This window comes from Streptosporangium sp. OZ121 (genome assembly GCF_051918885.1).
Taxonomy (GTDB): Bacteria; Actinomycetota; Actinomycetes; order Streptosporangiales; family Streptosporangiaceae; genus Streptosporangium.
Window position 1 is genome coordinate 13,616 of the sequence record NZ_JBPXMC010000002.1, and the last position, 20,398, is coordinate 34,013.

A 20,398-nucleotide genomic window follows, 5' to 3' on the forward strand; every position below is an offset into this window, starting at 1 on the left:
GAACCGGCTTGTGATCACTGGGAGGAGTCCGAGGCCGCGAGCGGACGGGCGAGGACCGCCGAGCCCTCGTGGACGTAGTCCGGCAGGGGGCGCACCCGGCCGTCGAGGTGCCACTGCTCCAGGGCCCCGAAATAGACACCGAACAGGTAGGCGCGGACGGTGACGCGTGCCCGCGTCGGGGTGACGCCCTTGGACAGCAGCGCGGGGACAAGTCGTTCGGCGAGGTCGTCCAGGGCGGTGTACACGGCTTCCCGTACCGCCGGCTCCTCCAGCACGTAACGCATGCCGCGCCAGGGGGTGTACCCCGCCGCCTCGCCGGACGGCGCCGCGGCCGCGTGAACGCTCGCGACGATCCGCTGAAGGGTGCCCGGAAGATCGTCCAGGTCGAGCTGCTCCTCCAGCAGGTCATGGCCGACGGCGGCGTGGGTGTCGGTGGTGAACAGGCCTTCCTTGGTGCCGAAGTAACGGTAGAAGGTGCGCGGCGACACTCCGGCGGCCGCGGCCACCTGCTCGACGGTGACCGCGCTGTAGCCGTGTTCGTCGAACAGATCGATCGCGGTTTCGATGATGTGGTGCATCGCGGCCAGCCGGTTGCGCTGGCGAAGGGTCGGAGGCACCGCCCAAGCGTACCGCCCATATGACCCGGACCCGCTATATGGCAGTGCATGCCATCTTGACATCATATGCCACTAGTTGAAGGATGGGGCCATCCGCCACCACCGGGCGGCGGCCGCCCTCTCCCTCCCGCTCCCGGCTACCGAACGGCGCTGCTCCGGCACCCGTCCCGCGCCGGCGCGCGGTCGTCTCCCCGCGCAGCATCCGATCTTCACCGTATGAACGCGGTGGCCCGCCCCTCCCGGGTGCGGACCCTGTCCGAGGAATCGAGGATGACAATGCCCGCCCACGCCCTCGCAGGGCACCAAGTCCTCGCCGCGGACCCACGTGCCCGCCGCGAGCTGATGGTGCAGATCTGGTATCCCGCGGCCGGTGCGCCGTCCGCTCCCCGTGCCGCCTACGTGCAGGACGACGACGTCTTCGTGGCCATGGCGCGCCTGGCGCGGGTGCTGGATTCCACCTTCGGGCATCTGCGTCACGTGACGACGAACGCCGTCGAGTCCGCACCCGTGGCCGCGCAGCGGTCTCGCTATCCGGTGCTGGTCTTTTTGGAGGGGGCGACGGGCTTTCGCCAGATGAACACCTTCCAGGTCGAGCCCGTTTCGGGGTCACCGGCTCGGTCCCCGCGAAGCGGGCGCACGCCATCCTCAACGCCTACAGTCTGGCGTTCTTCGACCGGCATCTGAGAAACCTCCCGGCACCTCTGCTGGACGGCCCCGCGCCGGGCCATCCGGACGTACTGCTCGAGACACGCCGGTCCTGAAAACGCCTCGCCTCTCGCGGGGAAACCACGAAAGCGCTCCTGATGATGACAAGAGGGAAACGATGGCAGCCATGCCGAACCACCCGAGACCGGGCATCCTCGGCCGACTGTACGCGGTCAAACGGTGGATGTACCGCGGAGGCCGCCCCCATCTGGCGGCACGGGTGCTGAACCGCCTGGCCGCCCTGCAGCACTCGACCGGGCTGCTCGCGCCCCGCCGGGCGGTCACGCTCGAGGTACGCGGCCGCTCCAGCGGCCGGACGATCGCGGTCCCGGTGGTGGTGGCCGACCACGAAGGCCAGAAGTACCTCGTGTCCATGCTCGGCAACGACGCCAACTGGGTCCGCAACGTCCGCGCCGCCGGCGGCCGGGCGGTCCTGCACCGGGGCCGACGCCGACCGATCCTGCTTCAGGAGGTCGATCCCGGTGCGCGTGCCCCGATCCTGCGCCGTTACCTGGCGTTGGCGCCCGGTGCCCGGCCGCATCTGCCGGTCACCCGAGATTCCCCGCTGGAGGCCTTCGCGGCGATCGCCGAAGCACATCCCGTCTTCCGGATCGGCTCATCGCGCACGGCCGGACACGCCTGACCCGCCTCGACGCGGTATGACGGGACTCGGAGTGCAGCGAAACAAAAACACGACGGCACGGTCGTCGGTCACGGCCGTACCGGAGACCACCGGGCCCATGTCTTACGACGCGTCAACTTCCTCATCACCGAGAAGGGCCCACGCGGCGGACTCGCGGCGCTCGACCCGGGCGGTGACGGCTCTTTGGATCCGGCCACCGCCGAACCACGACTCCCGATGACGTGCCACTCCTCGCCAACAGGAATGCGAGCAGCGATAGACAACGCCATCAAAAGAAAGGGAGTCGAGTCGCTCATCGAAGACGAACATCCCTGTAAGGTCGTGCCCCGCCCCCAAGCGGAGGAGAGAGGAGAGCATGTCAGCCTCTGATGCCGGCACGGGAACCGGGGCTGAGGGGACGGGCGCACTGAGCATGCTGCGCGACAACCCAAGGTTCCTGCCTCTGTGGTCGTCGCGAGTCATCTCCGTCGGCGGTGACGCACTCAGCCTCGTCGCGCTGATGCTTCACGTGGCCGACACGACGGGGCAGGCGATCGCGGTCTCCTTACTTCTGCTCGTCGGGGATTTCGTTCCTTCCCTGCTCAGTCCGATCGCCGGCGCGATCAGCGACCGCTTCGACCTCAGGCGGGTGATGATCGTCTGCGAGGTCGCTCAGGGCACGATCCTTCTGCTCATCGCGCTCTCGCTGCCGCCGCTGCCTCTGTTGCTGGTGCTGGTGGGTCTCCGCGCGATCGCGGGGCAGGTGTTCCTGCCGGCCTCACGGGCGGCGATACCGGGGCTGGTGCGAGACAGGGACTTGGAGACCGCCAACTCCACGCTCGGATTCGGGACCAACGCCGCCGAGACTCTCGGGCCACTGATCGCGGCGGTGCTGTTCCCCTTCATCGGCGTCCGCGGCGTTCTCCTGGTCGACGCGGCCTCCTTCCTGCTGGCGGGGGCGCTTCTGCTCCGGCTGAAGTCTCTCCCCCCGATCCCCGCCGAGGGCGGCGAGAAGTCCTCGCTCCTGCAGGACGCGAAGTCCGGGCTGGGTTACATCTGGTCGGCCAAGGTGGTGCGGATCATCGCCCTGGGTTTCTGTGCCGTCGTCGCGTTCAACGGAGTCGACGACGTCGCGCTGGTGCTCCTGGCCAAGGTGACCTTCGCCTCCGGCGACTCGGCGGTGGGGTTGCTTCTGGCGGCGGTCGGCATAGGGCTGCTCCTCGGGTACGCCCTGATGATCCGTTACAGCACTCGCGTGCCGCTGGTGGTCCTGCTGATCGCGGGCTTCGCGGTGAGCAGCGTGGGCAACCTGCTCACCGGGCTGGCCTGGGCCGTCGCGGCCGCGTTCGCCACCCAGTTCGTCCGTGGATTAGGCATCGCGGCGATGGACGTGGCCGCCAACACCATGCTGCAGCGGCTGGTCCCGCCAAAAATGCTCGGCAGGGTCTTCGGCAACCTCTACGGAGCCGTCGGGGTGGCCGCCGCGCTGTCCTATGTCGCCGGTGGTTTCCTGCTCGATGCCACCTCCGCGCCGGTGACCCTCATCATCGCGGGCGGCGGCGGCGCGCTCGCCACCGTACTCGTCGCGCTGACCCTGCCGGGAGTGCTGCGCAGGAACACTCTTGGCAGGGACACGGAGCACATGAAGGGCTGACCCAGGTGTTCGGCGCCGGAGCGGTCTTCGTGATCGGCGTGATTCCGGTCGCTCCGACGATCAGGCCGCGGCCCGGCTGCCCCACTTCGAGTCGGCCGGCTACCGGCGCGCCCCGGTCTCGGTCGCATGTCTGTACATGCCCGGTCCGGCATGGCCGACGATCTGCGATCCGGTCGCGACCGGGCTGGAGGCGCACCACCGCCGTGCGCCGGCACGGTTCGTTCCGGAGACGGGCGACGACCACCCGGCGACCAGCCGATCGGGGAGGCGTCACCTTCGGACCGCCGCAGATTTGCGGTATTTATATAGCCGACTATAAGATAGCCGACTATGGAAATCATCGACGTGCTGGCGATCTGCGGGAGCACCCGGGAGGGATCGCACAACCGATCGCTCCTCCGCGCCGCGCAGCAGCTGGCGGACGCCCCGTTGCGGGTGGAGGTGTGGGACGACCACGCCCGGGTTCCCCGCCTGGACGCCACCCGTGGCCGTCCCTTCCCCCAGGCCGTCAGCGCTCTGCGCGAGCGCGTGGCGGCGGCCGATGTGCTGCTGCTGGTGACGCCGGAGCTGAGCCGCGGCATCCCGGGGCAGCTGAAGGACCTCCTCGACTGGCTGTCGATCCTCGCGCCCCCGCGCCCGCTGGCGGGCAAGCCGGTGGTGCTGATGAGCGCGTCAACCAACCGGTTCGGCGGAGTCTTCGCCCAGTTGCAGCTCGGCGACATGCTGCGGCGGGTCGGCGCCGAGGTGCTCTCCGACTTCGACGTGGCGGTCGGCTTCGCCCACCGTCACCTCGACGCCGACGGAGTCCTGACGGAGGAGGAGGCGCGACACGACATCACCCGGCTGTGGCAGCGTGTCCTCGCCCGCGTCGCGGATGACCGGCCGGCGGTGCCGGCGTGACCGCCGGACGGCAGGTCGCGGCCGAACAGGGGCCGATCGGCTACGCCCTCGCCGAGGTCACCCGGGCGCACCGCGCCGAGATGCAGCGCCGGATGGCCGAGCTCGGCCTGCACCTGGGCCAGGAGCTTCTCATCGTCGACCTTCACCACAATCCCGAGACCACCCAGGCGGACCTCGTCCAGCGCATCGGCATCGAGCAGCCCACCATCGCCAAAGCGATCACCCGCATGGAGCGGGCCGGGTTCGTCGAGCGCGCTCCCGACCCCGGCGATCGCCGGGTGACCCGGTTGCGGCTGACCGGACGCGGCGAGGCCGTGGTCGACGCCGTCGTGACCGCGTGGGCGCAGGTGGAAAGCCGGGCGAGCGCCGGGCTCGGCGAGGCTGACGCCATGCGTCTCATCCGGCTGCTGCACAGCGTCCGCGACAACCTCACCTGACCACCACCCGCAGGAGAACGCATGGAACTCGGACTCGCAGGAAAAGTCGTCCTGGTGACCGGCGCGAGCACGGCCATCGGCAGGGCCACCGCGCTGGCCTTCGCCGAGGAGAAGGCACACATCGCCGTCGGTTACCACACCAACCTCCAGGCCGCGGAGGAGACCGTCGCCATGGCCGAACAGCGCGGAACCCGGGCGATCGCCTGGCGGCTCGACCTCGGCCGCCCCGACTCGCTGCAGGCCGCGGTCACGCACGCCCGCGACCGGCTCGGACCGGTCGACGTCCTGGTCAACAACGCCGTTCGCTGGCCGGACTGGCCCGAGCCGGGCGAACTGTTCGAGACCGCGCCGCCCGAGCGGTTCACCACGTCGGTGAGCGCGAACCTGGTCGGCCCCTACCTGCTGGCCCGCGCCGTGCTGGCCGACATGCGGGCGAACGGATGGGGCCGCATCGTCAACGTCTCCACAGGACTGGTCGAGGACGGTCTCCCCGGCAGCGTCTCCTACGTGGCCGCCAAGGCGGGTCTGCACGGCCTCACCCGGGTGATGTCCAGGGAACTCGCCTCCGCCGGCATCCTCACCAACGTCGTCATGCCGGGCTTCACCCCCGCGGACAAATCCATGCCGCAGCACCTGCTCGACAAGGCGAGCGAGGCCGCCGCGACCAAGCGTGTCAGCCACCCCGACGACGCCGCACGCATGATCGTCTACCTGTGCTCGGCCGCCAACACCAACACCACCGGCGAGGCCATCAGAACCGACGGCCACTTCCTCACCCCCGGCTGACCCTCCGCCCCCCCGGCGCGGTAGAGGAGGCGGCCGTCTCTCCGGTCGACCACCGCTACCCGTACATGGGCTGACGTTCCGCGGACGGGACGGCGGCGGCCCGGCCTCAAGTCGCCGGGCTTTTCCGAGTGACCGCCTCACGGCGAAGCGATGCCCGGGTCTCGAATCGAGAGGCTCGGGCATCGGTCCTGTCGGCTACGGCGCCGCTCATCCACGATCCATCCTCGACGCGTCGGACCCGGCCAGACCGTGGTGATCGAGAAACCGGCCTGAGCCGACCGCCACCGCGTTCGGATCCCGGCCGTCGCGGACGGCCGGGTGGCCGGGGTCGTCGAGGCGGAGGCCGCAGGACGCCGGGGAGACCAGCGCTGCCGCGATCGAGCCGGCGATCATGGAACCGGCCCGTCCCGCCGAGCGGGACGGGCCGGTCGAGGGTGTGGATCGCGCCTACTGGGCGGCCCTGTCGGGACGCTCGCTGACACGGATGGAGTTGACGATGGGATCGCCGGTCCGCGCGGTGAAGCCCACGTTGATCTGGCCGTCGGTGACCTTCACCGTGTACTGGCGGCTGACCGCGGTGTTCTCCCCCGCCTCCCGGGCGAGGTCGAGCGCCGAGATCGCGAGCTTGCCCTCGATGCCGACGTCGAAGACCCGCTTGCCCGGACGCTTGTTCCGGGTCTCGGCGAAGCCCAGTTCGATGGTGTAGACCCCCGTGGGCACCTTGTCGAACCGGTACTCCCGCATGTCCTCGCGGGCGCTCCTGTAGAGCGCCTGCTCGGTGGTGCCCTTGACGGTCTTGCTCGAGGTGCTCGTCTTGTCGCCGTTGCCCACGTAGCCGTAGCCGCCCGGTGTGTACTTCCGGTCGGCCGCCCAGACGTCGCCGACGGCGTCGACGACCTTCCTGGAACCGCCGGCCTCGATGGCGACCTGGAACTTCGGCACCACGACGGACACGCTGATCGGGAACGCCGGGTTGCGGCCGCTCGCCGAGCGCACGACCAGCACTCCGGTGCGGACGCTGCCGGGCTGGACACCCTCGCTGGACGCGGTGACCTGCAGCGTCACGGACCCGCGGGCCGCGATCTGCCCACTGGCCGGGGTCACGCCCAGCCAGCTCTGGCCGGAGGCGATCTCGACGGTGTACGCCGCGTCGGCCCCCAGGTTGGACAGCTCGACCGTGTCCTTCCTGGTGGAGGAGGCCGGCATCACGAAAGTGACCTCGTCGGTCGACGCCGTCACCCGGCCGGTGGCCAGGGCCGTGTCGAGCAGGTTGCGCTCACCGGCCTTGACGGTGACCTGCTTGGTGAGAGTGCCGTAGTTCTCCTCGGAGACCTCGACCTGGTGGTCACCGGCGGGGGCCTGCCCGAAGAAGGTGCCGTCGGTTCCGGTGGTGAAGGTGGCCACGTCGCCCACCTGCACCGTCGCGTCCGCCAGCGGCTTGCCGTCGTTGGCGTCGGTGACGGTGCCGGTCACCAGCCCGTGCCGCCGGGCGGCGAAGGACAGGCTCTGGCCGTCGGCGATGGCGGGGAGAGGATCGGTCTTGAAGGAGTACTGCAGGGCGTCGGTGCCCTCCGCGTTCTCGACGCCGATCGTCGCGGTCGTGCCCGCCTCGATGGGGGCGTCGATTCCGCGGTAACGGAACCCGATCGAGCCGTCCTCACCGAGCAACGCCTCGAACGAGAAGTGGTCGTCGCTGTCGTAGAACTGCACGTTGCGCCACTCCACGACGAAGGTGCGGTGCGGCGCGGTGCCGACGGTGGCGGTGTAGAGCCCGCTGTCGTCCCACATCGCCAGGTCTTCCCAGTACGGGTAGATGGAGGCGTTGGAATCGCCGGTGGTGGGCAGGGAGGTGTTGCTCGGGAAGGCGTAGGTGTTGGCACCGAAGGTCAGGAACCCGTTGGTGGCGACCGCGCCGCGGGTGTAGGTCTTGCCGTAGAACGGGAAGGCGAACGGCAGCGTGATCATCTGGCTCTCGTCGTCGCCGCCGAGCTGCTCCTTGGTGGTGCCCTCGATGTACGGCTCGGTGCCGCTCCTGCAGGTGTAGCCGAAGGAGTCGGTGTGGCTCGCCAGTTCGATGTCCTTGACCAGGTCGCCGGTCACCGTGACGGGCACGGTGGCGTCCTGCGTGCACCGCGAGCCCGCGGCGACCTTCAGGTCGAAGCCCCGGAGGGGCAGTGTGAGCTCGTAGTGGCCCTGGGCGTCGGTGACCGCGCCGGCCGGCGTGCCCGCCGCGGTGACCGTGGCGCCGGCCTGGGGCAGGCCGACGCTGGTGACCGTCCCGGACACCGTGCTCAGGGCCTGCGCCACCAGCGACGCGTCCCGGGTGACCGTCTGGTCGGTCGTGACGGTGACGGTCGCGGTGACATCGTCGTAGGTGAACTTCCTGAAGGTGATCTCGTAGTCGCCGCTCAGGAGACGGGGCAGCGTGTAGGACCCGTCCTGCGCGGTGGTGACCGTACGGCTCACCGGTCCGGAGACGCTGATGGTCGCGCCGGCCAGGGGGGACCCGCCCGAGGTGACCGTGCCGGTCAGCGTGCCCAGTTCCCCGAGCGGGGTCGACTTGACCGCGGCGTAGGCGTCGAGCATGCCCTCGCCCCAGACATGGTTGTCGGCGGCGGTGCCGCCGCAGCTCGTGTCGTCGACGTCGGCCGCGGTCCCGTCGAGCAGGGCGCGGGTGTTCTCGACGTCGTTCTTCAGGCTGGGCGACATCGACCACATCAGCGCCACCGTGGCGGCGACGTGCGGGCTGGCCATCGACGTGCCGGAGTTGGGGCGGTAGCCGCCGTCGTTCCAGGACGAGCGGATGTTCACGCCCGGTGCGGTGATGTTCGGCTTGATCTCGCCGTTCTCGCCGGGACCGCGCGAGGAGAACTCCCCGATGCGCCCGTCGGAGTCGAACGCTCCGGCGCTGTAGGCGGCGATGTTCCCGCCGGGGTTGCCGGTGCTCTCACAGGTGACGGGCGCCCTCAGGGCCTCGTTCCCGTTGGAGAAGGTGGGGAAGATGCCGGCGGCGACCCAGGCGCGGACCATCTCGTCGTACCAGAGATCGAGGCCGGCGCCGCCCCAGGAGTTGTTGACGACGTCGGGCGCGAGGTCGGGCCGCGGGTTCTGGTGGTTCAGATCGGTGGGCGCGAGCATCCACTGGCCGGCGGCGAGCAGCGAGTCGCTCGGGCAGCTCCTCGGCTTCACCGTGCAGGCCTTCGCGGTGATCCACTTGGCGCCGGGGGCGACACCGATGTTGTTGGCGCCGCCGTCGCCACCGACCATGGTGCCCATCGTGTGGGTGCCGTGGCCGAGGTCGTCACAGGGCACGCCGGCCGAGCATACGCCTGTCGTGTCGACCCAGTTGTAGCTGTGGTCGACGCTGCCGTCGGCCTTCGTGCCGCGATAGGCGGAGACCAGCGCCGGGTGGTCCCACTGCACGCCGCTGTCGATGCTCCCGATGACGATGCCCTCGCCGTGGTCGCCGAGTTCGTCCCACACCTTGGTGGCGTTGATACGGTCGACGTTCCACTCGACGGAGGCCGCGGTGGCCTTGACCTCCTTGGCCGGCTCCGGGTCGGGCAGCTGGACGACCTGGGGCGGCTCGATCGCCGTCACCTCGGGGAGCTTGGCGATCTCGTCCGCCAGTTTCGCGTCGCCGGTCACCTTGACGGTGTTGACGATCCAGAACGGGGTGAAGTCGGCGCGTGCGGCCTTGAGGAGCTTGCGCAGGTTCGTCTGCGAGGCGGCGGCGGTCTCCGTCTTCGCCCGGTAGACCTCCTTGCCCTTCTCGGCCTTGGTCTTCGCCGTACGCGCCGCCCGCAGGTCGGCGTCGTCCTTCAGGCGCACCCAGAAGGTGGCCTTGTCGTCCTTGGACAGGTCGGCCTGGACCACCCGGTCGATCTTGTCGGATTCAGGTGCGGCCTGTGCGGCGCTGTACGCCACGCTCTGCTGGATCAGTGAGGCGAGGGTGATGGTCCCGATCAGGACCACTCGCCAGGGGCGGGCTGTGAACACACGATCTCCTTCACGGGCAGGGGATGCCCGCGGGGGAAGCAAAATGGGCGATAAGGGATCTCCCTAACCTCGGGGGAGGGTAATGAATAAATGTTGCATTTGCTTGCAATAAGGGACAGAAAAATTTACGAGGGTTTAATTTGCGCCCGCGTGAGGCGAGGGAATCCGCGCGGTCCCGGCTCGGCGAGACAGACGATGACCTGGGACTTCAACCGTCCCGGCCGGGGGCCGGGGCCCGGAGGCGGGGAGCCTTCTCAGGGGTGGCGTGTTTCCGCCATCTGACGGAACACGACACGAGGGAGCACGAGAGACTCCAGCAGCGCCACGACGCCGCCGAGGTCCACCGGCGGTGGCGTCAGGCCGCCCGTCCCCGTGGCGGCACGACCTCCGCGGCGGGCGGCGGGCCCGGCGGGGTGCCGTCCCCGAACGGCCTGCCGCCGAGACCCTCGCGGCCGTGCGGGGCGAGCCACCCGGACAGGTCCGGGCCTCCGGGCACGATGTGATGGGGATTGCTCTCGTCCAGAACGAGGTGGTAGTGACGCTTGATGTGGTCGAAGTCGACCGTGTCGCCGAAGCCGGGGGTCTGGAACAGGTCACGCGCGTACGCCCACAGCGCCGGCATCTCCGTCAGCTTGGAGCGGTTGCACCGGAAGTGCCCGTGGTAGACCACGTCGAAGCGCACCAGCGAGGTGAACAGCCGGATGTCGGCCTCGGTGATCGTGTCGCCGACCAGGTAGCGGCGGGTCCGCAGCCGCTCCTCCAGCGCGTCCAGACGGGCGAACAGCGCGTCGTAGGCCCGCGAGTACGCCTCCTGGGTGGTGGCCATGCCCGCCTCGTACACCCCGATGTTGACGTCCTGGAAGATCCGCTCGTTCAGCTCGTCGATCTCCGCGCGCAGCGGCTCGGGGTACAGGTCCGGGGCGCCGGGGCGGGCGAGGGCCGTCCACTGGGTCGCCAGGTCCAGGGTCATCGCGTCGAAGTCGTTGGTGACCAGGCGCCCGGTGGCCGTGTCGACCATCGCGGGAACGCTGAACCCGCCGTCGTATTCCGGGTCGGCGGCCAGGTACGCCTCGCTGAGGTGGCGGTAGCCGAGGACGGGGTCCCTGCCGTCAGGGCCGAGGGCGAAGCTCCAGCCGCGGTCGTCCTGGATGGGGTCGACGACGGCCAGCGAGATCGCGTCCTCCAGTCCGAGCAGCCTGCGGCTCACCACGGCCCTGCTCGCGAACGGGCACGCGCGGCTCGCGACCAGCCGGTAACGACGCGGTTCCGCCGGCCAGGCCGAGTCCGGATCCGCGGTGATCCGGGCGTCGAAGCGGCTGGGAGACATCACGGATTCGGACTCTGCTCCGGGCTTCGCGGTCAATTCGCCTCCAGGGATCGTGAACGGTCTCTCCGTTGCGACCTTCCCCGCACGCACCGGGGCATGACGACTTCGAGGAGTCCGCGGAGACCGGATTCGTGGTCGCCGGGAGGGTGCCGCGACCGCGCCCCGGTTCGGGGCACCGCGGCGGTCGCGACGTGGAACGGCGACGCCCGGGTCTCCGATCGGAGACCCGGGCGTCGCCCTCGCGAGCCGCGCGTCATCGGCCCCCGGGGCCCCTCACCTCGCGCCGGACGGCCTCGGGATCCTCGGCGCGGCCCCACGGGTCAGGGGCGCGCGACGGCCGCGTCCGGTCCCCGGACGCTCAGGGAGTCGGGGTGGGGGTCGGGGTCGGGGTTTCCGTCACGGTGGGGGTCGGCTCGGGAGTGGGGACGACCGGCGTCTCCGTGGGAGGCAGCGGGGTCTCCGTAGGCGGGAGCGGGGTCTCCGCGGGAGGCGGCGGCGTGGGGGTCACGACGGGCGGCGTGGGGCAGATGCTCGGCTCGCGCCACTTGCCGATCCGCCACTTGCTGAGGGACCACCAGTCGCCGCCGCGCCAGAACTTCCTGCTGGGCCGCGTCAGGTCGAAGACGTAGGCGGCCGTCGCCGTCTCGCCCGTGGTCGTCTCACCCGGCGTCGTCTCACCGGGCGCCGGGGCAGTCGGGGTCGTCTCACCGGGCGCCGGGGCAGGCGGGGTCGTCTCACCGGGCGCCGGGGCAGGCGGCGGCGTCTCGCCCGGAGTTGTGACGGTCGGAGTTGTGACGGTCGGAGTTGTGGCGGTCGGCGTCGGGGCAGGCGGCGTCGTCGGGATCGTCTCACCCGGGGTCGTGGCGCCCGTCGTCGTGGCGGTCACCGAGACCCAGTCTCCCTGCCTGACCACGTTGCCCCGCCGTCCCGAGAGGGACTTGGTGGAATCGGTGATCGCGTACACCTTCTCGAAGCCGTCCTGGCTTCGCACCGTGATCGAGTCCTCCGCCACGGCGATCGCCTCACCGGTCTGGGCGAACACCGTGAAGCCGCAGCCGTCCTTCGCCGGCAGCACGAACTCTCCGTGCAGCGCGCCGGGGAACGCCACCGGCGGTATCTTGGGCGGCGTCGTGGCGGTGGGGGCCGGGGTCGGCGTCAGGGTCGGGGTCGGCGTGGGATCCGGGGTGGGTGTCTCGCTCACCGTCACCGTCACGCTGGGAGTCGGCGTCTCCGGCGGCGTGGGAACGGGCGGCGGCGATGCCGCTGACGCCGAGGACACCCCGACGCCGCCCGAGGCCGCCAGCACGACGGCGGTGGCGAAGACCATCGGGCGTGGAATGCGCCAGGGTGTTCTGCCCGATCCGCTCGACGACACCTCGTTGGAACCGCCGGGGTTTGTTCGCGTCACCTTGTCCTCCATCTGGTCTGATCCGAAACCAGCGGGGGCGTCGAAGGGGTGCCTACGCCCGCCGCCGGGACCGAGGACCACCGCCCGGTCGTGATCCTCCGTCCAGGGCGCGGGGAACAGTGCCCGCTTCACGCGAACCCATGCAAGAAAAATAAGTGCACGACACCCTAAATCGGGCTTTTCAGCAGCTCACCACCGTGTTTAAAAATTCCAATTTCGACCAGATTCGTCCCTGCAGCGCCCCGCGTGCCGTCGGAGGTCTCACGCCCGGGGGTCACCCGAATCCCGTACGGGATGTCCGGCGGGATCCTCAGTCCGCCACGTCTCGGCCGGCGACGACCCTGCCGACGCGGAGCCTGACCAGCCACTCCCCCGGTACGCCGTTGCGCCGGCCGAACTCGCGGGCGCGCTCGCGGCCCATGTACCGGCCGCCGATCTCGGTGGCCCACCTCAGCAGCTCGTCCGTGTCCGCGGAGAGGGTGACGAGGCCTTCGATCATGACGTAGGAGAACGGCGGGGTCTCGTCGTCCACGCACAGAACCACCCTGGGGTCGCGCCGCAGGCTCCTGCCCTTGACGCTGCTCTCGTGGGTGGTGAACACCACGTCGTCCCCGTCGAGCACGAACCAGATCGGCGTCACGTGCGGCCTGCCGTCGGCCCTGACCACCCCGAGCTTGCCGGTGCGCGTCCCCGTCATCACGAACTCACGCCATTCGGCGTCCGTCATCTTCTCCATCCGACGATTGTCGTCAGCCCGTCTCCCGGACGAGCACCGGGACACGCCGCCGGGCGCGTGCGCGCCTCGGCGTGCTCAGGAGTAGGCGGCGACCATCCCGACGACCACACCGGCGAGCGAGACGAGCGTGAGGAGGCATCCGAGGACCACGGCGGCCCGGCGGCCCCGCCGTGCCCCGGAGACGTGGAGGAGGACGTACGGCAGGAAGCCGAGCACGCCGACGCCGAGGAAGGGCATGGTCAGCGCGGCCAGCACACCGGAGATGCCGGTCGGTACGGCGCGGTCGCCCTCGGGGGTGAGCCGGGCCCGCCTGACGTCACCGGCGGTGGAGTCGGGTGAGGCGGCGACCGGGATCGCGTCGCCGCCGCCGTCGGGCGCGAAAGCGCCCTTGCAGTCGTAGCGGCCCTGGCCCAGGTCCTCGCACGAGACGACCGTGAGAGTGCCGGGGACGCCGATGGAGCCCGTCGCGAGCTTGAGGCCGGGCACCGCGACCACGAAGGGCAGCACGCCCAGCCCCGTCCAGAGGACCAGCAGGATGGCCATGCCGACCTTCCCCGGCGTGCGTCCCGGGCCGGGGGCCGGCACCGGCTGGAAGGCGTTCGCGATGTCGTCGAATGCGCTGCTCATGGGAAGAGGATGGGGCACGCCACTTGTGAACTACCTGTTCATGGCTTGTCGCGGGTCGCCCTGGCCTCCGCCTCGGCGGCGTCCAGCTTGGCGGCCTCCTCGGGGGTGGGCGCGGTGCCGCCGAGGTGGCGGGGCTGCCACCAGACGCCCGGCGGGATCTCCGGGTAGCTCCGCTGCGCCTTGTCGAGCATCTCGGCCATGCGCTCGCGCAGGTCCGCGGTGACGGCGTCGTAGTCGTCGCCGCGCTGGGGGTACATCGGCTCGCCGACCTGGATCGTGATCGGCACGTGCCGCTGCAGCAGCTTCTTGGGGTGACCCTTGGTCCACAGCCGCTGGGTGCCCCACAGGGAGACCGGGATCATCGGCACCTTGGCGCTGACGGCCATCCGGACCGCGCCGTTCTTGATCTCCTTGATCGTGAAGGACCGGCTGATCGTGGCCTCGGCGAACACGCCGACGACCTCGCCGCCCTTGAGCGACTTCAGCGCCGCGCCGAACGCGGCGGCCCCGGCCGCGCGGTCGACCGGGATGTGGTGCATGCCGCGCATCAGCGGCCCGGAGATCCGGTGGTCGAACACCTCCTTCTTCGCCATGAAACGCACCAGGCGCCCGGAGGGACGCGCGGCCAGACCGGCGAAGATGAAGTCGAGATAGCTGATGTGATTGCTGACCAGCACGGCCCCGCCGGTCCGCGGGATGCGCTCGGCGCCCTCGATGCGGATTTTGAGGTCCAGCGCACGGAACAAGGTCAACGCCGCCCCGATGACCGGGGGGTACACGATCTCAGCCATGGCTGAACCGTACCTCAGCTCTCCCCCCGGCCCGACCTCCCCCGATCCTCTCCCGGACGCCCTCGCGGGGCCGGGCCTCAGTGCCCCCTGAACGCCTCCTCCAGCCACCACGATCCGCGCGCGCGGCTGACCCTGGCGTGGACCAGCAGGGGCCGGTCGCGGCCCCCCTCCAGCCACCGGGCCACCGCGACGAGATCCTCCCGGGCCCGTACGGTGACCGCCTCGCAGCCGAAGCCGCGGGCGACGGCGGCGATGTCGGCGGGCGGGAAGGTCACGGTCTCCAGGGGGTACCCGTCCGGGCCGAAGTGGTGCACCTCGGCACCGTAGCCGTCGTCGTCGTACACGACGATCACCATCGGCAGGCCGAGCCGTACGACCGTCTCCAGCTCGGCGACGCCCATCAGCGCGCCGCCGTCACCCAGCGCGGCCACCGGGAGCCGGTCGGGCTGGGCCAGGGCCGCGCCGATCGCGGTGGCAAGGCCGAGGCCGATCGACTGGAACGCCTGCGTGAAGCAGAAACCCCGCTCATCAGGGACATCGAGAAACATCGACGGATATCCCATGAAATTTCCGGAGTCGATGGAGACCACGCGTTCCGCGGGAAGCAGGTCGTCCAGCGCGATCGTCAGCGTCCGGGGGTCGATCCTGCCGTCGCCGCTCTCGTCGGTGTAGGGAACGTCCCGCCAGCGGTTCTCCCCGGCGATCCGCGCGGCCAGCCCCGCCGAGCGGTACCCGGCGCCCGGGACGCCGGCGCTCGCACCGCCCGGGGCTTTCGCCTCGTCACGCGACACGCCGTCCCCGTCGCCGTCACCATCCCCCTCGCCGTCGCCGTCGCCGTCGCCGTCGTCCTCGCCGTGGCCCTCGTCCTCGCCGTGGCCCTCGCCGAGCAGGCGAGTGACGGCCCGCGCGGTGAGGGCGGCGTCGCCGGCCACGCCGAGATGGACGGGCCGGTGAGCACCGAGCGCGGCCTCGTCCAGGTCGACCTGGACGACGGTGGTGTCGCGGCCGATCAGCGTGCCGTGGCGCATGGTCCACATGTTGAGGGCGCAGCCCCAGCCCACGAGCACGTCGGCGTCGCGGATGAGCTCGACGGTGAGCGGCGAGGCGAACCCGCCGCTCACGTCCAGATCCCACGGACTGCCCCGGAAGAGCCCCTTCGCCACGGCGGAGGTGGCCAGCAGCGCCCCGGTCCGCTCGGCGAGTTCCTCGATCTCGCGCCGGGCCCCGCGCGCGCCCCGCCCGGCCACGAAGACGGGACGGCGGGCCGCCGCGAGGATCTCCGCCAGCCGGGCGACCCGCTCGGCCCCGGGTTCCCGCGGCGGGACGGCCTCACCGGATCCCGGCCACCGGACGGCCTGCCCGGATTCCGGTACGGCCGCCCCTGCCCCCTCCCCCTCCGCGACGGCCGCCGGAGCCTCCCGGCCCGCGTCCGGAACGGCCAGGCCCTGAACCTCCAGCGGAAGGTTGAGCAGGACCGTACGGCGTCCGTCGCGGGCGGTGCGGAACGCCTCGGCCGCGCTGGCGGCGGCGGTCTCCGCCGACCCGATCCGCATCGCGACGGCGCCCACCGCCTCCGCCAGCGCGACCTGGTCGACGAAGAAGTTCGAACGGGGCTCGGTCACCTCTCCGGCCAGCACGACGAGCGGGGTGCGGCTCTTGGCGGCCTCGGCGATGCCGGTCATCGCGTTGGTGAGCCCCGGTCCCTGGTGGACGCTGAGCACGGCGACCTCGCCGCTGAGGCGGGCGTAGGCGTCGGCCATGGTCGCCGCGCCGCCCTCGTGGCGCGCGGCGACGTAGCGCGCGCCGTACGCGACCAGGGCGTTGGTCACGTGGAAGTTGCCGCTGCCCACCACCCCGAAGGCGGTGCCCACGCCGAGCGAGGCGAGGGTCCGCCCCACGACCTCGGCGACGTTCACCTCTCGACCAGGGCCAGCACCCGCAGCGGGCTGCCCGAGCCTCCGGCGATGGGCAGCGGCGGGGCGACGACCACGGCGCCGGTCACCGGGAGCCGGTCGAGGTTGCGCAGCTGGGTCAGGCCGTACTTCCCCGCGCCCAGCAGGAACGAGTGGCACGGGAAGGCGGGGTCGAAGCCGTGCGCGGCGCCCGCGTCGGTACCGACGGTCTCCACGCCCAGCCCGGCGATCGGGGTCTCCTCGGCCAGCCACCGGGCGCACTCGACCGAGACGCCGGGCGTGTGCGGGCCCGTCTCGTTCGCGTTCAGGAAGCGCTCCTGGTCGTGGGAGCGGGCGTCCCAGCCGGTGCGGTAGAGCAGCCATCCGCCCTCCGGCAGCGGCCCGTTGGCCTCCTCCCATGCCTTGACGTGCGCGATCTCCAGCAGGAAGTCGGCGTTCTCGGCCGCCTCCGCGGCGAAGTCGAGGACCACGGCCGGGGCGATCAGCCGCTCGACCGGCACCTGCGAGACGTCCTCGCCGTCCTTGCCGGTGACCCAGTGGACGGGAGCGTCGAAATGGGTGCCGGTGTGCTCACCCGTCACGATGTCGTTCCAGTACCAGGCGGGGCCGCGGTCGTCGTAGCGGCTGATCTCCTTGAGCGCGAACGGGACGGTGTTGCCGAACGGCTCCGGCAGCCGCAGGATCGGCGTCTCCGACGACAGTGGCGCCGTCAGGTCGATCACCTCGATCCCGCCGTTCCGGATGCTCTCCACCAGGTTCCGCAACACCGACATGACGCCTCCGACGGGACTCCAACGGGATAGGACCTCGGCAGATCCTCCTACAGCGCCGCCTTCGCCCGCCACCTTCGCGTACCCGCCGGTCCTCCCTGCCCGGCGACGGCCGCGCGCCGGTCCCGCCCGCCCCGGTCCGGCCGGGAATCGGGGCCGGGAATCGGGGCCGGGAAGACGGCTTCCGCGGTCGATGCTTGCCATCGCTCGCGAACAGGGCGAGTTTGGGAACTGTGAAAAAGCTCATCAACGATGTCGAGTCCGTCGTTCCCGATGCGCTGCGCGGCGTCGCGGCGGCCCATCCAGGGCTGCGGGTGGACGTGGACAACCAGATCGTGTTCCGGGCCTCGGGGCCGCGCCCCGGCAAGGTGGGTCTGGTGTCCGGCGGCGGCTCGGGACACGAGCCGCTGCACGCCGGATTCGTGGGGTACGGCATGCTCGACGCGGCCTGCGCCGGTGAGATCTTCACCTCCCCGGTACCCGACCAGATGATCGAGGCCACCGCGGCGGTGGACGGCGGGGCGGGCGTCCTGCACATCGTGAAGAACTACACGGGCGACGTGCTGAACTTCCAGATGGCCGCCGAGCTGAGCGGTGAGGAGGGGGTGCGGGTGGAGAGCGTGCTGGTCGACGACGACGTGGCCGTGCGCGACTCCCTCTACACGGCGGGACGCAGGGGCACCGGCGCCACGCTGTTCGTCGAGAAGATCGCCGGGGCGATGGCCGAGACCGGCGCGCCGCTGGCCGAGGTCGCGCGGGTGGCCAGGGAGGTCAACGCCCGCAGCCGCTCCTTCGGGGTCGCGCTGAGCCCCTGCACCACACCCGCGGCGGGCATGCCCACCTTCGATCTCGCCGACACCGAGATCGAGCTGGGCATCGGCATCCACGGCGAGCCCGGCCGGACGCGCTCGGCCATGCGCCCGGCGCGCGAGCTGGTCCACCTGGCGATGGACGCGATCCACGAGGATTTGCCGATCTCCGGCGACACCCTCGTGATGGTGAACGGCATGGGCGGCACCCCGTTGATCGAGCTGTACATCGCCTACGCGGCCGTCGTGGAGCACCTGGCGGAGAAGGAGGCGCGGGCGGCGCGTAACCTTGTCGGCAACTACGTGACGAGCCTCGACATGCAGGGATTCTCGATCACGGTGTGCCGGTTGAACGAGGAGCTCACCCGGTTGTGGGACGCCCCCGTCGAGACCCCCGCGCTGCGCTGGGGCCGCTGATGGCCTCCGGCACGGACGCCGCCCCGAGCACCGGCACGAACACCGGCACGAACACCGAGACACACACCCACACGGACGACACTGAGATGAACACCGCGATGGACACCGCCCTTTTCGCCGCCTGGATCGAGGAGACCGCCAGGACCGTCGCCGCGGAAAAGGAGCGGCTGACCGGCCTGGACGCCGCGATCGGCGACGCCGACCACGGCATCAACCTCGATCGGGGCCTCACCGCGGTCACCACGGCCCTGGCCGGCAAGGAACCCGGCACCCCGGGATCGCTGCTGGTGCTGGTGGGCAACACCTTGATCCGCAAGGTCGGCGGAGCGTCCGGCCCCCTGTACGGCACGGCGTTCCGCGAGGCGGGCAAGACGCTGGGCGACACCCCCGAGGTGTCCGTCGCACAGCTCCACGCCGCCCTGGAGGCCGGGCTCGCGGGGGTGCGCAAGCTGGGATCGGCGGCCGAGGGCGACAAGACCATGGTGGACGCCCTCGCCCCGGCCGTGCGGGCACTGGAGGCGGCCGTACAGGACGGGAAGGACCCGGCGGAGGCGGTCGGCGCCGCGGCGGCGGCGGCCCGTACCGGAGCCGAGGCGACGATCCCGATGCAGGCCCGCAAGGGCCGGGCCAGCTATCTCGGGCCGCGCAGCGTGGGCCACGAGGACCCCGGTGCCGCCTCCACCGCGCTCGTCCTCTCCGCCCTGCACGCGGTGGTGGCGCGATGACCCGGCACGCGGTGGTGGCGCGATGACCCGTTCCCCGCTCCGGCCGAAGGCGGGCGGCCGCCGGCTCGCACCCGGTCGCGGACCGGCCGGCGGAACCGTGGTGGGCCCGTGGTAGGCATCGTCCTCATCTCGCACAGCGGCCCGCTGGCGGCCGAGGTGGCGCTGCTGGCCGCGCAGATCGGCGGCACGAACGTCCCGCTGGCCGCCGCGGGCGGCACCGAGGACGGCGGCCTCGGGACCAGTCCCGACCTGGTTGCGGCGGCGATCGAGGAGGTGGACCGGGGAGACGGGGTGATCCTCATCCCCGACCTGGGAAGCTCGGTGCTCACCGCCCGGCTCTTCGCGGACGAGCGCGTGGTCATCGCCGACGTGCCGTTCGTGGAGGGGGCGATCTCGGCCGTCGTGTCGGCGGGCACCGGCTGTGCGCTGCCGGCCGTGCTCGCGGCGGCCGAGGAGGCGAGGACCTTCCGCAAGCTCTGACGCCCGGATCCCCCGCCCTCCCCGGAGGGCGGGGGATCCGGGCGTGCGCGCGAGGCCGGGGCGGTGGTGCGGGGATCGTCCTGGTTCGGCGGACGCGCGAGACGGGCCGGCGCGTGACCGGGTGGAGACCGTCCCGGTTCCGGCGGACGCGCGAGACGGGGCTAGCGCGTGGCCAGCAGGCCCTCCAGCAGGCCGAGGACGGCCTGGACCGGAGGGGGCGTGGTGCCGAACTCCACGTCGGTCCCGCTGACGGAGTCCATCACGCTGACCGAGCTCTGCGGCAGCCCCCAGCGCTCACCGCCGTCGTGACCCACGCCGACCTCGATGCCGGCGAAGGTGACGTACTCCCAGTTCTTGAGTTCCCTCCTGAGCGCCTCGTGGCCGCGCACGGTGGCCCACTCGGCGACGGCCGCGAGGATGTCGCTGAGCGTGTTCTCGCGCTCCTTCAGGTCTCCGGACTGGAGTTCCTCGATCTGGCGGTCCAGCTCGGCGCGCTGGGCGAGGAGTGCGTTGAGGTCGCTCATAGGGGGGGCCTTTCAGGGGAGGTGAGAGGTATGCGGGTGGAAGCGGCACGTTCTGTCGAAGGTCGTTCACGAGAGGATCGGGCCTCCACCCGGGCAGAACCACGCCGCGATCCGCGAGCTGCCGTAGGCTTCGCCGATCGCCGGAGAGGAC

Annotated in this window: 19 protein-coding genes; 9 read left to right on the forward strand and 10 right to left on the reverse strand. The window is 71.3% G+C overall.

Features of this window, described 5'->3' with window-relative positions; translation table 11 throughout:
* Positions 1-14 precede the first annotated feature (14 nt).
* Entirely contained in the window at positions 15-617 is a 603-nt protein-coding gene (locus tag ACTOQ1_RS05090; RefSeq protein WP_440064814.1) for a TetR/AcrR family transcriptional regulator, read from the reverse strand.
* 216 nt (positions 618-833) lie between these two features.
* Here ACTOQ1_RS05090 and ACTOQ1_RS05095 point away from each other — a divergent pair, with 216 nt between their 5' ends.
* From ACTOQ1_RS05095 to ACTOQ1_RS05120, 6 genes are all read left to right on the forward strand, one after another.
* Positions 834-1,301, forward strand: a complete 468-nt coding sequence (locus ACTOQ1_RS05095) for a hypothetical protein (protein ID WP_440064816.1) — start codon at positions 834-836, stop codon at positions 1,299-1,301.
* Positions 1,302-1,440: 139 nt separating this feature from the next.
* On the forward strand, positions 1,441-1,965 hold the full coding sequence (locus ACTOQ1_RS05100; protein WP_440064818.1) for a nitroreductase/quinone reductase family protein: 525 nt from the start codon (positions 1,441-1,443) through the stop codon (positions 1,963-1,965).
* 355 nt (positions 1,966-2,320) lie between these two features.
* Positions 2,321-3,598, forward strand: coding sequence for an MFS transporter (locus tag ACTOQ1_RS05105; protein WP_440064820.1), 1,278 nt, complete (start codon positions 2,321-2,323; stop codon positions 3,596-3,598).
* A 330-nt stretch (positions 3,599-3,928) separates the two neighbouring features.
* Positions 3,929-4,498, forward strand: a complete 570-nt coding sequence (locus ACTOQ1_RS05110; protein WP_440064822.1) for an NADPH-dependent FMN reductase — start codon at positions 3,929-3,931, stop codon at positions 4,496-4,498.
* Complete coding sequence (locus ACTOQ1_RS05115; RefSeq protein WP_440064824.1) at positions 4,495-4,935, forward strand: MarR family winged helix-turn-helix transcriptional regulator; 441 nt, start codon at positions 4,495-4,497, stop codon at positions 4,933-4,935. Before ACTOQ1_RS05110 ends, ACTOQ1_RS05115 begins: the two co-directional genes overlap by 4 nt.
* Before the next feature lie 21 nt (positions 4,936-4,956).
* Positions 4,957-5,721, forward strand: a complete 765-nt coding sequence (locus ACTOQ1_RS05120; RefSeq protein WP_440064826.1) for an SDR family NAD(P)-dependent oxidoreductase — start codon at positions 4,957-4,959, stop codon at positions 5,719-5,721.
* Positions 5,722-6,168: 447 nt separating this feature from the next.
* Here ACTOQ1_RS05120 and ACTOQ1_RS05125 read toward each other — a convergent pair whose 3' ends face one another.
* The 8 genes from ACTOQ1_RS05125 to ACTOQ1_RS05160 form a co-directional block, all read right to left on the reverse strand.
* The gene (locus ACTOQ1_RS05125) at positions 6,169-9,720 is read right to left on the reverse strand and encodes a S8 family serine peptidase (RefSeq protein WP_440064828.1); all 3,552 of its coding nucleotides are present in this window, start codon (positions 9,718-9,720) and stop codon (positions 6,169-6,171) included.
* Positions 9,721-10,075: 355 nt separating this feature from the next.
* Positions 10,076-11,047: a glutathione S-transferase family protein gene (locus tag ACTOQ1_RS05130; RefSeq protein WP_440065444.1), complete on the reverse strand. Its 972-nt coding sequence runs from the start codon at positions 11,045-11,047 to the stop codon at positions 10,076-10,078.
* A gap of 358 nt (positions 11,048-11,405) precedes the next feature.
* Entirely contained in the window at positions 11,406-12,455 is a 1,050-nt protein-coding gene (locus ACTOQ1_RS05135; protein ID WP_440064830.1) for a hypothetical protein, read from the reverse strand.
* Between the two features lie 310 nt (positions 12,456-12,765).
* Complete coding sequence (locus ACTOQ1_RS05140; protein WP_440064832.1) at positions 12,766-13,191, reverse strand: PPOX class F420-dependent oxidoreductase; 426 nt, start codon at positions 13,189-13,191, stop codon at positions 12,766-12,768.
* A gap of 75 nt (positions 13,192-13,266) precedes the next feature.
* Positions 13,267-13,818 carry a hypothetical protein gene (locus ACTOQ1_RS05145; protein WP_440064834.1) on the reverse strand — a complete coding sequence of 184 codons (552 nt, stop codon included), beginning with the start codon at positions 13,816-13,818 and terminating at the stop codon, positions 13,267-13,269.
* Between the two features lie 38 nt (positions 13,819-13,856).
* Positions 13,857-14,609 (reverse strand): lysophospholipid acyltransferase family protein, encoded by a 753-nt coding sequence (locus tag ACTOQ1_RS05150; RefSeq protein ID WP_440064836.1) that lies wholly within the window; start codon positions 14,607-14,609, stop codon positions 13,857-13,859.
* Between the two features lie 77 nt (positions 14,610-14,686).
* Positions 14,687-16,525, reverse strand: coding sequence for a thiamine pyrophosphate-binding protein (locus ACTOQ1_RS05155; RefSeq protein WP_440064838.1), 1,839 nt, complete (start codon positions 16,523-16,525; stop codon positions 14,687-14,689).
* Positions 16,522-17,295, reverse strand: a complete 774-nt coding sequence (locus tag ACTOQ1_RS05160) for a cyclase family protein (protein WP_440064840.1) — start codon at positions 17,293-17,295, stop codon at positions 16,522-16,524. The genes ACTOQ1_RS05155 and ACTOQ1_RS05160 overlap by 4 nt, the downstream gene beginning before the upstream one ends.
* A gap of 230 nt (positions 17,296-17,525) precedes the next feature.
* On the opposite strand from ACTOQ1_RS05160, the gene dhaK reads away from it, so the two are divergent.
* The 3 genes from dhaK to ACTOQ1_RS05175 all read left to right on the forward strand — a co-directional run bounded on the left by dhaK (position 17,526) and on the right by ACTOQ1_RS05175 (position 19,723).
* Positions 17,526-18,518 (forward strand): dihydroxyacetone kinase subunit DhaK, encoded by a 993-nt coding sequence (gene dhaK, locus ACTOQ1_RS05165; protein ID WP_440064842.1) that lies wholly within the window; start codon positions 17,526-17,528, stop codon positions 18,516-18,518.
* The gene (dhaL, locus tag ACTOQ1_RS05170; RefSeq protein WP_440064844.1) at positions 18,518-19,243 is read left to right on the forward strand and encodes a dihydroxyacetone kinase subunit DhaL; all 726 of its coding nucleotides are present in this window, start codon (positions 18,518-18,520) and stop codon (positions 19,241-19,243) included. The genes dhaK and dhaL overlap by 1 nt, the downstream gene beginning before the upstream one ends.
* Before the next feature lie 108 nt (positions 19,244-19,351).
* Positions 19,352-19,723: a PTS-dependent dihydroxyacetone kinase phosphotransferase subunit DhaM gene (locus tag ACTOQ1_RS05175; protein WP_440064846.1), complete on the forward strand. Its 372-nt coding sequence runs from the start codon at positions 19,352-19,354 to the stop codon at positions 19,721-19,723.
* A gap of 161 nt (positions 19,724-19,884) precedes the next feature.
* Here the strand turns inward: ACTOQ1_RS05175 and ACTOQ1_RS05180 are convergent, their stop codons facing one another.
* Positions 19,885-20,247, reverse strand: coding sequence for a hypothetical protein (locus tag ACTOQ1_RS05180; protein WP_440064848.1), 363 nt, complete (start codon positions 20,245-20,247; stop codon positions 19,885-19,887).
* Between the last annotated feature and the right edge of the window lie 151 nt (positions 20,248-20,398).

Excerpts from the sequence above, each read along its gene's own strand:
- ACTOQ1_RS05095 (WP_440064816.1), top strand. The coding sequence starts at position 834 with ATGAACGCGGTGGCCCGCCCCTCCCGGGTGCGGACCCTGTCCGAGGAA.
- ACTOQ1_RS05100 (WP_440064818.1), top strand. The coding sequence starts at position 1,441 with ATGGCAGCCATGCCGAACCACCCGAGACCGGGCATCCTCGGCCGACTG.
- ACTOQ1_RS05105 (WP_440064820.1), top strand. The coding sequence starts at position 2,321 with ATGTCAGCCTCTGATGCCGGCACGGGAACCGGGGCTGAGGGGACGGGC.
- ACTOQ1_RS05110 (WP_440064822.1), top strand. The coding sequence starts at position 3,929 with ATGGAAATCATCGACGTGCTGGCGATCTGCGGGAGCACCCGGGAGGGA.
- ACTOQ1_RS05120 (WP_440064826.1), top strand. The coding sequence starts at position 4,957 with ATGGAACTCGGACTCGCAGGAAAAGTCGTCCTGGTGACCGGCGCGAGC.
- ACTOQ1_RS05130 (WP_440065444.1), bottom strand. The coding sequence starts at position 11,047 with ATGTCTCCCAGCCGCTTCGACGCCCGGATCACCGCGGATCCGGACTCG.
- ACTOQ1_RS05140 (WP_440064832.1), bottom strand. The coding sequence starts at position 13,191 with ATGGAGAAGATGACGGACGCCGAATGGCGTGAGTTCGTGATGACGGGG.
- ACTOQ1_RS05145 (WP_440064834.1), bottom strand. The coding sequence starts at position 13,818 with ATGAGCAGCGCATTCGACGACATCGCGAACGCCTTCCAGCCGGTGCCG.
- ACTOQ1_RS05150 (WP_440064836.1), bottom strand. The coding sequence starts at position 14,609 with ATGGCTGAGATCGTGTACCCCCCGGTCATCGGGGCGGCGTTGACCTTG.
- ACTOQ1_RS05160 (WP_440064840.1), bottom strand. The coding sequence starts at position 17,295 with ATGTCGGTGTTGCGGAACCTGGTGGAGAGCATCCGGAACGGCGGGATC.
- dhaL (WP_440064844.1), top strand. The coding sequence starts at position 18,518 with ATGGCCTCCGGCACGGACGCCGCCCCGAGCACCGGCACGAACACCGGC.
- ACTOQ1_RS05180 (WP_440064848.1), bottom strand. The coding sequence starts at position 20,247 with ATGAGCGACCTCAACGCACTCCTCGCCCAGCGCGCCGAGCTGGACCGC.